The organism is Nitrospina gracilis 3/211, assembly GCF_000341545.2.
Classification (GTDB): Bacteria; Nitrospinota; Nitrospinia; order Nitrospinales; family Nitrospinaceae; genus Nitrospina; species Nitrospina gracilis.
Genome location: NZ_HG422173.1, coordinates 1,224,233 through 1,237,894, shown reverse-complemented (window position 1 = coordinate 1,237,894; position 13,662 = coordinate 1,224,233). Strand labels below are relative to the sequence as shown.

Annotated in this window: 14 protein-coding genes and 1 pseudogene; 12 read left to right on the top strand and 3 right to left on the bottom strand. The window is 56.7% G+C overall.

The genetic code is table 11. The annotated features are described in order from the left end of the window. Positions 1-246: 246 nt before the first annotated feature. The 12 genes from TX82_RS05920 to TX82_RS05865 all read left to right on the top strand — a co-directional run bounded on the left by TX82_RS05920 (position 247) and on the right by TX82_RS05865 (position 11,304). Positions 247-1,740, top strand: a complete 1,494-nt coding sequence (locus TX82_RS05920) for a sensor domain-containing diguanylate cyclase (RefSeq protein ID WP_005008053.1) — start codon at positions 247-249, stop codon at positions 1,738-1,740. Continuing rightward, complete coding sequence (locus TX82_RS05915) at positions 1,733-2,773, top strand: rod shape-determining protein (RefSeq protein ID WP_005008051.1); 1,041 nt, start codon at positions 1,733-1,735, stop codon at positions 2,771-2,773. Before TX82_RS05920 ends, TX82_RS05915 begins: the two co-directional genes overlap by 8 nt. 54 nt (positions 2,774-2,827) lie before the next feature. Next, positions 2,828-3,175 carry a hypothetical protein gene (locus TX82_RS05910; RefSeq protein ID WP_005008050.1) on the top strand — a complete coding sequence of 116 codons (348 nt, stop codon included), beginning with the start codon at positions 2,828-2,830 and terminating at the stop codon, positions 3,173-3,175. Then, entirely contained in the window at positions 3,169-3,468 is a 300-nt protein-coding gene (locus TX82_RS05905; RefSeq protein ID WP_005008048.1) for a 2Fe-2S iron-sulfur cluster-binding protein, read from the top strand. The genes TX82_RS05910 and TX82_RS05905 overlap by 7 nt, the downstream gene beginning before the upstream one ends. 116 nt (positions 3,469-3,584) lie before the next feature. Then, complete coding sequence (locus tag TX82_RS05900; RefSeq protein ID WP_005008044.1) at positions 3,585-4,040, top strand: M67 family metallopeptidase; 456 nt, start codon at positions 3,585-3,587, stop codon at positions 4,038-4,040. Positions 4,041-4,089: 49 nt separating this feature from the next. Next, the gene (locus TX82_RS05895; protein WP_005008042.1) at positions 4,090-4,344 is read left to right on the top strand and encodes a YfhL family 4Fe-4S dicluster ferredoxin; all 255 of its coding nucleotides are present in this window, start codon (positions 4,090-4,092) and stop codon (positions 4,342-4,344) included. Positions 4,345-4,407: 63 nt separating this feature from the next. Further along, positions 4,408-4,629 carry a NifU family protein gene (locus TX82_RS05890; RefSeq protein ID WP_005008039.1) on the top strand — a complete coding sequence of 74 codons (222 nt, stop codon included), beginning with the start codon at positions 4,408-4,410 and terminating at the stop codon, positions 4,627-4,629. A gap of 45 nt (positions 4,630-4,674) precedes the next feature. Then, on the top strand, positions 4,675-5,268 hold the full coding sequence (locus TX82_RS05885) for a TlpA disulfide reductase family protein (RefSeq protein WP_144079100.1): 594 nt from the start codon (positions 4,675-4,677) through the stop codon (positions 5,266-5,268). Positions 5,269-5,287: 19 nt separating this feature from the next. Beyond that, positions 5,288-7,087 (top strand): SUMF1/EgtB/PvdO family nonheme iron enzyme, encoded by a 1,800-nt coding sequence (locus TX82_RS05880; RefSeq protein WP_005008031.1) that lies wholly within the window; start codon positions 5,288-5,290, stop codon positions 7,085-7,087. Between the two features lie 86 nt (positions 7,088-7,173). Beyond that, the gene (locus TX82_RS05875) at positions 7,174-7,656 is read left to right on the top strand and encodes a hypothetical protein (protein WP_005008029.1); all 483 of its coding nucleotides are present in this window, start codon (positions 7,174-7,176) and stop codon (positions 7,654-7,656) included. Positions 7,657-8,006: 350 nt separating this feature from the next. Further along, the gene (locus TX82_RS15105; RefSeq protein WP_005008027.1) at positions 8,007-10,589 is read left to right on the top strand and encodes a sensor histidine kinase, YfiR-like protein-associated; all 2,583 of its coding nucleotides are present in this window, start codon (positions 8,007-8,009) and stop codon (positions 10,587-10,589) included. Positions 10,590-10,704: 115 nt separating this feature from the next. Then, positions 10,705-11,304, top strand: coding sequence for a GNAT family N-acetyltransferase (locus TX82_RS05865; RefSeq protein ID WP_005008022.1), 600 nt, complete (start codon positions 10,705-10,707; stop codon positions 11,302-11,304). Positions 11,305-11,321: 17 nt separating this feature from the next. On the opposite strand, the gene TX82_RS05860 is transcribed toward TX82_RS05865, so the two are convergent. From TX82_RS05860 to dapB, 3 genes and pseudogenes are all read right to left on the bottom strand, one after another. Beyond that, positions 11,322-12,044: a formylglycine-generating enzyme family protein gene (locus TX82_RS05860; RefSeq protein WP_005008020.1), complete on the bottom strand. Its 723-nt coding sequence runs from the start codon at positions 12,042-12,044 to the stop codon at positions 11,322-11,324. Further along, complete coding sequence (locus tag TX82_RS05855; protein WP_005008018.1) at positions 12,044-12,808, bottom strand: molybdopterin-dependent oxidoreductase; 765 nt, start codon at positions 12,806-12,808, stop codon at positions 12,044-12,046. The genes TX82_RS05860 and TX82_RS05855 overlap by 1 nt, the downstream gene beginning before the upstream one ends. A 17-nt stretch (positions 12,809-12,825) precedes the next feature. Continuing rightward, a pseudogene (gene dapB / locus TX82_RS05850) lies at positions 12,826-13,631 on the bottom strand (4-hydroxy-tetrahydrodipicolinate reductase). Between the last annotated feature and the right edge of the window lie 31 nt (positions 13,632-13,662).

The following is a 13,662-nucleotide window of genomic DNA, read 5'->3' as shown; positions in this document are numbered from 1 at the left end:
TAACAAAAAATCCGGGCAAGAGGCTAGGAGTATATTCACCCCTTGAGTTTCTGTCAAGGTAATTGCACGGCAAACCAAACGCCCATTCCCCGCTTCCCCGCCCCCCATTTTTGCAAAACGATTGACACCCTCCCGGGTGGGCTTTAAAATATTTATTTTAAATGGGTTATTGCAATTTAGGGTCACCTGAAACTGCGGATCGCCTTCCGAAAACCCGTTTTTTTAACGCCGTTGGGTTCTGGAGAAATGCGGTCCGGACCTGTGAACGGTGTCGAGTATCCGAATACACTTCGTGGCGGCGCCCCGCCGCGCCGCCGGGAACAAACCTGCGTCATGGCCACCGACAATCCACTGCACAATCTGATGGACATCATCTGCAACCTTGCCGATGCCTACACCACGGCGCTGTTCGTCCTGCAACCGGATGCGGAAACCCTGACGCTCCGCGTGCACCAGTCGTTGAGCTCCCAGATTAAAATCGACGCGTCGTTCAAGATCGGGCAGGGCCTGCTTGGCCGGGTTGCATTCGACCTGAAACCGCTGGTCAAAGACTTCTCCCGGGAAACCGCGCCGAAGCTGGAGCTTTACCGCAGGAAAGAGGACCTGAAGTCCCTGTGGGTGATCCCGTTGATGGATGACGATGCCATGAAGGGAATCCTGTACATCGACTCCAAGGAGCAGTACCGCGTGCCCACCAAGGTGCAGAAGATGATGACACCGCTGATCAGCCAGTTATTGTGGCACCTGGAACAGGAGACCGCCCCGGTCTCGTTTGCGGGCGAGCCTGCGGATTTCGCGGCGCTTCTCAAGTGGTGCCGTTTTCTGGCGGAGTCGCCGGACCTGCGGGCGTTGAGCGAGCGCTTCGTGCATATCCCGAAAAACATCATGCAGATGGACGCCCTCGCCGTGGTGTGGTTCGACGAAAACGGCGACGGACGCCTCGCCGCGTCGCGTGGCTGGGGTACGGGCCTCAAGGATCTGCCTCTGGAGCTGGGCACGGGCATCTGCGGGCAGACGGCGAAGTCCGGAAGCCCCGTTTTGATCGGCGATACCAGAAACCGTCCCTTCGTGCTGTTCGCCAAAAACGAAAACGTCGGTGCGTTCTCCTCCATTCTCGCCGTGCCGATAAACTTCAGGCGCGACCCCGCCGGCGTGGTCCTCTGTGCCACCCAGCGTGTGGGCGGCCTGCAACCGGTGGACCTGGGACGTCTGTTGTGGATGACCACCTTCGCCCTGCAATCCCCGGCGCTGGGTGCACAGGAAAGGGAGGCGCCTCCGGCCCGGCGGTATCTGCACACGCCGCATTTCGCCGCCGTGCAGTCGGTCAGCGTGGAAGACGAAATCTTCAGCCCCGACCGCACGATCAGCGTGTTGAGCATTCATTTCACCAACCTCGACGGCCTCGCACGCAAACAGGGGTTTGAAGCGAGTGAGACCGTACTGAACGAAGCCGCCACGCGTCTGGCCACGGTCCTGCCGCAACCCAAGTTGGTCTTCAAGGCGGGCGAAACCACGCTGGCCGTGCTTCTGGTCAACGTGACCGGGGAGCAGGCCCTGGCGCTTGAACCGGAAATCCTGCAGGCACTGGGAGAGCCCGCCTTTTCCTACGGCGACACGCAATACCGCCCGGACCTGGAATTCGGAATATCCGCCTATCCCGAGGACGGCGATCACCTGACCGCGTTGCTGGTGTCTTCCCTCACCCGCATCGCCCCCACCGGAGACAACGTGCATGCCTAGTTTATGGAATCACATCGTCAATCTGTTCACTTCGGACGTCGCCATGGACCTGGGCACGGCCAACACGCTCGTGTACGTGCGCAACCAGGGCATCCTGCTCAACGAGCCGTCCATCGTCGCCGTCAGCAACAACGGCGTCGGCGTGCAGCGCGTGGAGGCGGTGGGACTGGAGGCCAAACGCATGTACGGCCGGACCCACGCGAAATTGCAGGCCATCCGCCCGATGAAGGACGGCGTCATCGCCGACTTCGAGGTCACCAACAAGATGATTTCGTACTTCATCAAAAAAGTGCTGACAAATTACCGGTTGGTGAAACCACGTATGGTGGTCGGCATCCCGACCTGCATCACGCAGGTGGAGAAGAAAGCCGTCATCGACGCCGCCCTTCTTTCCGGCGTGCGCGAAGTGTACCTGGTGGAAGAGCCCATGGCCGCGGCCATCGGTGTCGGTATTCCGGTGCATCTGCCGGAGGGCAACATGGTGATCGACATCGGCGGCGGCACTTCCGATGTGGCGGTGACGTGCCTCTCCGCCATCGCCTACGGCGAGTCCATCCGCCTGGGCGGCGACGAGATGGACGAGGCCATTCAGCGCTACATGCGCCTCCAGCATCACCTCAACGTCGGTATTTTCGAGGCCGAGCGCGTCAAGATCGCGGTCGGCAGTGCGTATCCCCAACCCAAACCGCTGACCACGCAGGTACGCGGTCTGAACGTGAAGACCGGTGTGCCGACCTCCATCCTGGTCAACGACGAGGAAATCCGCGAGGCATTGAAGGAACCGCTGGGGGCCATCACCGGCGCGGTGCTGAGAGCATTGGAGAAAACCCCGCCGGAGCTTTCCGGCGACATCTACACCAACGGCCTGTACCTGACCGGCGGCGGCGCCCTGATCCGCGGCCTCGACAAACTGCTGGAAGAAACCACCAGCCTCAAGGTCAACCAGCCGGAAGACCCCCTGCTCAGCATCGTGAAAGGCGCGGGGAAGGTCATTGACCAATTTAGTGATTTGAGAAAAGTTTGCATCAACTGAACACCGTTTGGTATACAATGGCCTCGAACCTGCTGAAAAACGGTGAGATCGTTGATGACTGACCAGACCCCGGATACCACGGACACCCATTCCTGCATCCAGTGCGGCGCGCAAGTGGAAAACCTGCCGACCGCCATCGAGTACGAAGGTCAGGATGTACACGTGTTCAACCCCGTTGTGTGCCGGTCCTGTCTGCTATCGATCTGCAAAACCCACTCCGTGGAATGCGCCAATTGCGGCGGCAAAATCCCCCCGTACACCCAGGTCGGGGTGCTGAAGGCCGACAACGGCGAACGCCAGTACGTGCACATGACCGTTGCCTGCACCACTGTAGGCAGCGCTTTTCACGGGTATCTGGGAAAAGGACATCTGGGTGATTTCGTACAGGTGGAAGCATGCTGACTCTTCATTTTGAAAAACAGAACCGCACCATTGAAGTGGAACCGGGCACCAATCTGCGGGAGGCCGCGATCGCCAACAAAATCGGCATCTACCAGCATATTTTTAAAATTCTCAACTGCCGTGGACGTGGCCTGTGTTCCTCCTGCCGGGTGGAAATCACATCGGGAAACGTGGCGCCGCGTAACGAGGTGGAAGAGAACAACCTCAAAAAAGCGCTCACCAAAAATCCCAACCTTCGGCTGGCCTGCCAGATCAAGGTGGAAGACAATCTCGTGGTTCGCTCGCACGTTTGAAAGCGGTTGAGTCTGCAGGCCTTAAAACAACCGTGAGGGCAATTTACGGACCCCGGAAACGCCCCAGAAATTCATTGACAAACCCCGATTTCGGGAACCAAAATAGGGAATAAATCATGATCTCACTGGCAGCCGACAAGCTGGAAGAAGCGCGCCAGCATGCGCTGGATGAGTATCCATACGAATGCTGTGGGATCATCATTGGAAAGCCCGATTCGGATAAAGATGACATCCTTTTCCGGTGCACCAACATTCAGAACAAGTTGCACGAAAAGGATCCCGAAACATTTGTGCGGGACGCACGCACCGCCTTCTACATCGATCCCAAGGAGTTGATGGGGATCCTGCGCGAGGCGGAACAGAAAAAACTGGCGATCAAGTTGTTTTATCATTCCCATCCGGAACACGATGCGTACTTTTCGGAGGAAGATAAGGCAATGGCCTTGTTTGACGGTCAACCGACCTACCCCGAGGCCCGGTACCTGGTGATTTCTGTGTATAATAGGGAAATACGGGATCAGGCGTTCTTTGAATGGGACTCCGATTCCCAATCGTTTGAAAAACGGGTTTGATACCCCGATCCACAAATAGCCTGTCTCATAATGGCGGAGGAGTAACACCATGGCTTTGATGATCACCGAGGATTGTGTCAACTGCGGAGTCTGTGAACCCGAATGCCCGAATGAAGCCATAGCGGAAGGCGACGAGATTTACATCATCGACTGGGAGCGGTGCACCGAGTGTGTGGGCTGGTACGAAGAGCCCCAGTGCGTCGAAGTCTGCCCGGTGGACTGCATTCCCAAGGATCCGGAACACGAGGAAACCGAGGAAGAGTTGCTCGAGAAGAAGAAAGCCCTCGTCGGCGACGAAGATTGATCCTCAGGTCCAGTCTCTGGACCTCAACCGTAACGACAAGGAACCGGAACCTTGGCTGATGAAATGAAAGATGAAGTCGAGTCTGTCCTCGACACCTTGCGACCGCAGCTCATGCAGGACGGTGGTAATGTGGAGTTGGTGGACATCGAAGATGGAATCGTGAAACTGCGCCTGGTGGGCTCCTGCAGTTCCTGTTCCAGTTCCACGATGACCCTGAAAATGGGCATCGAACGCGCCTTGAAAAAAGCCATTCCCATGGTACGCTGTATAGAGGCGGTCGAGTAATTGGACACACGCCGGGCCTGCCCCGGTCATCCCGTTTCGTTGCGTATGCGTCAGGTAATTTCGACCCGGCCGCTGTGCCAGCCGGGTCGTTTTCATTTCAGGCACGTATTCTTTTTGCTGGCGGTTCTGCTCACAGCGGTGCTTTTGGTTTCCTCCCCCGCAGTGGCGGAATCGGACACCATCCCTGCGCCTCCTTTTACGCTGAAGTCGCTGGAGGGCGGCGACCGTTCCCTCAAGGATTACCGCGGGAGCTACCTGCTCCTCAACTTCTGGGCAACGTGGTGCGGCCCGTGCAAGATTGAAATGCCTTCGCTGGAAGCCCTGCACCGCCGGTTTCAATCGGAAAACCTGACCGTGCTCGGCGTCTCCAATGATCCCTTCGGCGAACGGGTGGTCGAACCGTTCATGAAAGCCTACAACCTGACGTTTCCCGTCCTGCTGGACCCCAAGCAGGAAATCAGCAAACAGTACGGCGTGCACAGCCTGCCAACCTCTTTTCTGATCGATCCCGAAGGCCGGATTCTGGGAGTGCTGGCCGGAGCGGAAGACTGGTCCAAGCCGGAAACCATCGCCTACTTCATGGATCTGCTGGATGTTCAGCAGGGCGCTCCGCTGAAAAGCTCCACTTCCGGACCCTGATGCCGTTCCCTTACCGGATATGACCGTGCGCACATTCATCACACATCTGATCTGCTTCCTGTGCTTCACCGCCGCGCCCGCCTTCGCGCACGACGGCGGCCAACCGGACCGGCCGCTGGAAGGCGACATGGTGCACATTCCCGCCGGGCAGTTCATCTTCGGCACCGACAAGGTGGACAAGACCGGCGACCTGCTGGCGGTTGGGGTGCCCAAACCGTTGTACAAAGACGAACAGCCCCAGCAGAAACCCTTCCTCAAAGGGTTTTACATCGACCGCCATGAAGTGACGAACCGGCGCTACAAGCAATACGTGGACGCCCTCGGCGCGGTGCCGCCGGAATACTGGGAAAACGGCATGTACCCCGCAGGCGAAGACGACCTGCCGGTGGTCTGGGTATCGTGGTACGACGCTTCCAATTTCTGCGACTGGGCGGGAAAACGCCTGCCCACGGAAAAAGAATGGGAACGGGCCGCACGGGGCACGGAAGGACGCGAATACCCGTGGGGCAATGAATTCGACGCCCAAAAAGCCCACCTGCCCAAAAACTCGCGCACAAAGTTGAAACTGCACAAAGTCGGCTCGCATCCGGAAGGCGCGACCCCCGAAGGCGTGCACGATCTGGTCGGCAATGTGTGGGAATGGGTGGCGGACGATTACAACGGATACAAAGGCAACGACAAACAATTGACCGGATTCGGCCAGGGACAAAAAGTCCTCCGCGGCCACTCCGCGGCCAACACCGGGCACTTTCCCGGTGGTTTTTACGACATCGTGCTGAAAGAGTTCTCCCGTGCGGGCTATCGCCAGTACACCCCGCCTGACTCAATGGGGCCGGATGTCGGTTTCCGCTGTGCCAGCAACCACGCGCCCAAGCATTACAAGGAAACCACGCAGGCCGCGTTTTCCAATTCACCTTCCGGCACCGGCACTTCCGATGCGAATCCGTTCGGCAACAGTGGGGATGCGCCTTTTGGTGGGTCCGGCGAGGCTTCGTCGGAAAGCGGCAGTCTGTTTTCCGCCAGCGCGTCCAATCCTTTTCAACCCGAATCCACCCTGCCGAAGGCGAACATCCTCCTGCTGAGCATTCTGTCCCTGCTGGCGGGATTGTTCAGTTTTCTGTCTCCGTGCACCCTGCCGATCCTGCCCGCGTACTTTGCCGTCACCGCGCAGACCACGCGGACACGCATGACGCTCAACTCCTTTGCGTTTTTCTGTGGACTGGCGTCGTTGTTCATCTTGATGGGGGCATCGGCCAGTTTTCTCGGAAGCCTGCTTCGTGACTACCTGTTTTCGCTGACCACCTGGGGTGGCATCCTGGTTTTGATCTTCGGAGTGATGACCCTCTTCGGCAAGGGATTTTCCGGGGCGACGTTTCAGAACGCACCGGCTTCCACCTTCATCGGCTACTTTCTGTTCGGCGCGACCTTCGCCATGGGGTGGACGCCCTGCGTGGGCCCCATCCTTTCCGGTATCCTGATCCTCGCCGCATCGGAGAAAACCATCCTGCAGGGCATGACGCTGTTGTTCTTTTTCGCGGTGGGGCTGGGGATGCCGCTGGTCATCCTATCCGCGTTTTGCAGTCACTTGAGCAAGGACAGTTGGTTCTGGCGCATGTTGCGCGGCAAGGGCTGGAACATACAATTGGGCAGTCGCACCTTTCATCTGCACTCGACCAACCTGTTCAGCGGCCTGCTGCTGATCGGCCTGGGTTACGCGTTGGCCGCGGGCTACCTGACCTACTTCAACAGCATGATCCCGATCGAACTGCAAATCTGGTTCAGCGGTTTCGAAGAAAAGGTGGTGGAATGGCTGTCGTGACCTGACTTTATGTGACCATGCCTGAACCCGTACCCGTTCAACCCGTTAACACGAAAACCCGATCGCATTCTGGAGTACCCAACCCGATGACCCGATTTTTTACATGGATTGCGTTGATCACGACTTTGCTTTTGAACGCGTGCACGCATGTCGAGTCCACCACACACAAGCGTTGGAGCGAGCATCGCAACACCGTCTTCCTGAACCACCTGACGGAAAACCGGAACGCCTTCGCCGAGCCCGGCCTCAAGCTGAAACTGGCACTGGAGGAGGAGTTTCGCAATTCCCTGTACATCGTCGCTCTCGAACCCGAAGACGCCCGGTGGGAGTTGAAGTTCATGATCGACCGGTATTCAGCGGGAAGCCGCTTGAGCCGGTTATTCACATTGGGACTGAGCGATTCTGCGGAAGCGCACCTGGTCGTCAAGTTTGCGCTCATGGGAAAGCAGGGAATGCTTGGCGCGTGGGAAGTGCACACGCATGTAAGCGGCGGGGTGTTGGGCGGCTCGGAACATCAACTGTTCAAGATGGCGGCGAAGCAGATCCGTCAGCATCTGCGCGGGTACTGAAAGGCCCGCGTGAAACCCTTTCCAAATTTTATTTTCTCGATTGCTATTTTATGATTCAATCGAGATTGGAAAGGGTTGCGCACATGGGAGCCAGGGAGCCCTGAGCGCCGATGATCCACCCCCTGGATGAAAGGAGGTGATCCATTGTCTAGTCACTGTACAATGGGAGCCTCCGGTTTGAAATGACCCAACCGGTTGTTTCTTCTGGAGACTCTCCAACAGGACTGAAAGCCCCACCCCCCGGTGGGGCTTTCTTTTTGCCCACGGTAGATAAACACTTCGTTTTTCGGATTTTCTCTTTACAATAATATGGGAGGCAGTCATCGCGAATTTTCATTACAAGAGCGATTATGAAGTTCTGGAAACTCATTTCCCTCCGGCATAAACTGATCGCCATCATCATGCTGACCAGCACCGTGGCCCTGTTGCTTGCGGTCATCGGTCTCAGCATCCACGATATCCAGACCTTCCGCAACACGCAAACCCGGGAGCTGGCAAGTCTGGCGCAGATCCTGGGCGCCCACAGCACCGCTTCCCTGCGGTTTCAGGATGCACAAACCGGACATGAACTGTTGCAGGCGCTCAAAACGGATTCCCGCATTGTCTCCGCCGCTTTGTATGACAACCAGGGCAATCTGTTTTCCCATTACCATCGGCAGAGAAAGGGGCCTGAAGCATTCCCCCGCCCACCCCCTGAAAGTTCCGCAGAATTCCACCATGACGACACAATAGATTTGTTTCGCCCCGTGATGGCCAATGGAGAACAAATCGGCACGCTATACCTCCAGTCGGACACCAACCTGCTCACCGAGCGCCTTCGAAATTATGCCATTGTATCGGGAATCGTGTTTGCACTGTCCCTGCTGGTGTCATTTCTCATTTCCGCCCGGGTGCAACGCACCGTTTCCGCACCGATTCTTCATCTCGCGGAAATCGTGAATCGCGTTTCCAAGGAACAGAATTTTTCCATTCGGGTTGAAAGGGACCGGGAAGACGAATTGGGTTTCCTCGTCAACCAGTTCAACGTCATGCTGGGGCAGATTCAGGAACGCGACCAGGCCCTGCTGCGGGCGCACGAGGAGTTGGAAGCAAAGGTTGAAGAACGCACCCGCGACCTGCAACATGAAATAGAAGTACGCGAAAAGTCGGAGAACGCCCTTCGCGAAAGCGAACAACGCCTGCAGAACGTTCTCGATTACGCGACGCCCCTTGTTTACATGAAAGACCTGCAACGTCGCTTTCTCCTTGTCAACCATCAGTTTGTGAATCTGTTCGGGCTTTCCAATGACGAAGTGCGTGGAAAAACCTCGGAAGAAATTTTTAATCGGGGTGTCCTGGACCAGTTTTTCCTCAAGGAGGAAGACATTTTTCAGACGGGTCAATCCGTGGAAACCGAGGAGCTGGTGATTCAAAACGGCTCCACCGAAACCTACCTTTCGGTCAAGTTTCCCCTTCGGGATTCAAACAACGAAATTTACGGCCTTTGTGCTTTGTGTACCAACATCACCGAACGTAAACAGTTCGAAATCCAGCTGCAACAGGCCAAAGCGGCCGCGGAGGCGGCCAACATGGCGAAAAGCACTTTCATCGCCAACATGAGTCATGAGATCCGCACCCCACTGAACGCCATCCTGGGCTACTCTCAGATCCTGCAACGCGATCAAAGGCTCGATCCGGAACAACGGAAAGCGGTGGAAACCATCATCTCCAGCGGAAGCAATCTGCTGGCTCTCATCAGCGACATCCTCGACATCTCGAAAATCGAAGCAGGCCGAATGGAGTTGCAACCCGCTCCTTTCAGCCTGGATATGCTTCTCGACCACCTGATCTCCATGTTCAAATTGCGTAGCGAACAAAAAGGACTGGAGTTGAAAGTCACTCCTCTTCCACAGGAAAAGACCGTGGTGTTCGGTGATGAGGCCAAACTCAAACAGGTACTCATCAATCTCATCAGCAACGCCATTAAGTTCACCCACAAGGGGAGCATCTGCATTTCTGTCATACCGGAGAACAATCATTTTTATAAATTTGAAGTGGTGGACACCGGACAGGGCATCCGTCCCGAAGACCTGCAATCGATTTTTGAGCCTTTCCGGCAGGGAGATCAGGGTATCAAGTCGGGAGGGACGGGGCTGGGTCTGGCCATCGCACGCAAACAGGTGATTTTGCTGGGTTCCGACTTGAAGGTGGAGTCCGAGGTAGGAAAAGGAACCCGCTTTGAATTTACGGTCAAGCTGCCCACCCCGGCTCAGGAGGTGAAACCCGCCCAGGATATGTTTCGGTTTGTTTCCCGGTTGCAGGAAGGCCAGCACGTCACCGCACTTGTTGCCGATGACGTGGAGGAAAACCGGGAAGTCCTGTGCCGGTTCCTGAAAAGCATCGGCATCACGACAATCGAGGCGGAAGATGGACTGGAGGCTTTACAGAAAACTCGCGAGCACCTTCCCGACATCATTTTCATGGACATTCGCATGCCCAAAATGGACGGCACACGCGCCATTCAGGAAATCATCCGGGAATTCGGAAACGACCGCTTCAAAATTGTCGTCATCACCGCATCCGCGCTGGAACATGAGATAGAGCGGTTCCTCCAGCTTGGATGCCACGACATTATTCTGAAACCGTTCCGCACGCAGGAAGTGTTCAATTCCCTGAAAAAGCTTCTGAATGTCACCTTTGAATACCACGAGGAAATAAAACCCGAAGTCGAGCAGAAAATACCGGACGACTATTCGCATTTTGTGGTTCCGGAGGAACTGTTGAATAACCTGCGGGACGCGGCGGAGTTCTATAACATCACTCAGCTTAAAAAATATCTCGAAGATCTGGAAGGCGACAGCCGCGAACTGGCCACCCACCTGAAATCGTACATCCACACCTACGACATGGAAGGCATCCTCAAAATTCTCGATCAGGTTCAGGTTGAAAACTGATTGTAATTTGCCTCCTTAAAAACTCTTCTTGAAAATATCGGATTGACCCCGGTTGGCAAACAATTCCGAGCCTTTATACTGAAGATAATTCCAAAAATGTGAGCAGGAACGGACCGTGAAAGACAAAACCTTAAATTCCGAGGCAGGTCAATCGGTGGAAAACCGGGTGGCGACTTATCCCCAAATGCAGGTGCTGGAAGGAGACATGACCACTTTCAAGCGCTTCCGCTTTCTGGAACCGGGACTGGTGAGCCTGCTGGACTCCAATCCGACAGCCCTGGAAAACCACCACAAGGTACTTGTCCTCGTATACAAAAACGATCCGCTGGGCTGCATTTCACTCGTCCATTTACCTCGCATGGATACACTCAATCGCGTCTTTTATAACGCACGACTGGACCTCGTGATCGTTGCCAATGGCTTTCGTGGAATGGGCATCGGCCGTTCGATGATGCTCATGGGCATGTACTACCTGCTGGAAACGCTGGGCGACTCCCTTAAATCCATCAGCGCCGCGACACCCCATCCCGCGGCGGACCGGGTTTTACAAAGTCTGGAATTCACCCTCCTTCCTTCACAGGATGGATCCCTCCACCGGACATTGGATTTAAAGGGACTGGACCGGCCCGGCCTGCTTCACGTCATCCGCGACAAAACCGACGAATCGCTCAAACGCATGCACTACACCCTGCGCCGTCTGGTCTTCAAACCCTGATTCCTCCCGCTCGTTCCTCAAACATCCTTCGCACAACGAAATCCCAGGAAATTGTAGCGCGCTTCCGGATCCATGTAATTGCGGTGCCAGGTGGGAGTGAAGTCAATCTTGAGGTGGCTTTGCAGTAGGCCGCCGCGGATCACCTTGAAACGGCCCTGGTCTTTCCCGGGCATGCCGTTGTAATCGTAATCGGTGGACGTCCATTCCCACACGTTGTGCCCCATGCCGTACACACCGTAGGGACTGATCCATTCGGTACGTTTGTCCACCGGCTCGGGTAAGAACCCTGAGAAGCCGTTGTTCGGGTGCGGTTCGAAATTCAGCCAGGCCCATTTCCGGCGGTCGGTGCCGCGCGCGGCTTTTTCCCATTCCTGTTCCGTCGGCAGGCGTTTCCCCGCCCACTCGCAAAACGCGCGGGCCCGATCGTAATCCACCAGTACCTTGGGAAACTTCGCCCGGCTGGCATCCACCTTGTAACCGGAATCGAATCGGCTGAACTCACCTCGGGTCACCTCATAGCGGTCGATGAGGTAGGCGTGGAGTTTCACGCGCTTGCCGAGTGCGGTTTTCGGGTCAGAGGGATCGCCGAAGACGAACTCGCCTTCGGGAATATAAACCATGTTTTCGGGAACGGTGACGCCCGGCGGCACGGTGACCTGGATCTGCTCGACGGAGTTGTCGGAGCAGGCCGCCGCAAGGCACCACACCAAAGCCGCAAGCAGGCCGCGCGTCCGGGTCATCAGCCTTTCCGTCGAGTATCGGGCCGCTTGTCGAAGAAGTGAAACACCTCGCCGCCGTTGATGGGCAAAGGCTTTTTGTTGAAGTCGAGAGGATGGTCGATGCCCGGCTGAATGGTGCCGTCCACCGAGTACGGTCCGAAATCGGCCCAGTAGTTGCGCTTGCGGTCGTCGGTGAACTCGATGCCGGTGATGTACTTGATGTTTTTGTACCCGTACTTGTACGGCGCGATGAGCCGAAGGGGAAACCCGTGGTTGGGGGAAAGCGCGGAGCCGTTCATGCGCAGGACCAGCAGCACGCGGTCACGCAACAATTCGTCGATGGTGTAACTTTCGTAATACGAATCAGCCGAGGAGAACGCCACGTACTTCGCTTCCGGCTTCGGCTTCACCTTCTCAATCAGCTCGCTCATGTGGAAGCCTTCCCACTCCGCCTTGGCGGACCAGCACTCGACGCACTTCAGGCGCGACGTCTGCCTGATCATCTTGAAGCCGAACAGGTCCTCGTACTGGAATGCAGTGGGATTTTCCACCAGACCGCTGACGGACAGCGCCCATTCGTTCATATTGACGCCGGGAAACGGGTTGGCGGAGCGGATGAAAAATCCCGGCACGTCGCGGTTCTGGATGTAGTGGGAGGGAAACCGTTCGTCGTTCTGGAACTGCACCGTGCCTTCCGACCGTTTGGGCCACAGGGCGGCCAGCGCCGAAAGCGAAAACGCTTTCAGGAACACACGTCGGTCCAGTTTGAAATTCATGCCCGGCATGATGTGTTTTCCCTAAATCAATCGCGCAAGCCAAGAACGTCCTGCATGTCGTACAGACCCGGCTTCTGGTTGACCACCCACTCGGCCGCGCGCACGGAACCGCGCGCAAATGTCTGGCGGCTTTGCGCCCGGTGGGACAACTCCAGCGTCTCGCCCATGCCGCCGAACATCACGCGGTGCTCACCGATGATGTCGCCCGCTCTCAGGGTGTGCACCCCGATTTCTTTTTCTCCTCGGCCCTCGCTGAATCCCTTGCGGCCGTACACGCCGACCTCATCGAGGTTGCGCTCCAGCGCCTCGGCGACGATCTCCGAGATGCGCACGGCGGTGCCGCTGGGCGCGTCCTTTTTGAATCTGTGGTGCGCCTCGACGATTTCCACGTCGTACGCGTCGCCCAGCACGCGCGCCACTTCGCCGGCAATTTTGAACAACACGTTGACGCCGATGCTCATGTTGGGCGCAAGCACGCAACGGATGCTTTTCGCGGCCTGTTCGATCTCGCGTTTCTGTTCGGCGGAGAATCCCGTGGTGCCGAACACCACCGCTTTCTTTTTAGCCACCACCGCTTTCAACGTGCCCATGCTGACTTCCGGCAGGGTGAAATCGATGATCACATCGCACGCCTCCGCCAGTGCAGCAACATCGTCGGTCAATGCGACATTTTTTTATTCAGTCCGGCCAGCTCGCCCACATCGCGGCCCAGCTCCGGATTGCCCGGCGCTTCCGTGCCGCCGCCGAGCTCGACGCCCTCGGTGTCTTCAATACTGGCGATGATGTTGCGTCCCATCCGGCCGGCGGCGCCGACCACACCCACTTTGATCAAGGTTTTTCTCCTGTTCGTGTTTTCAATTCTA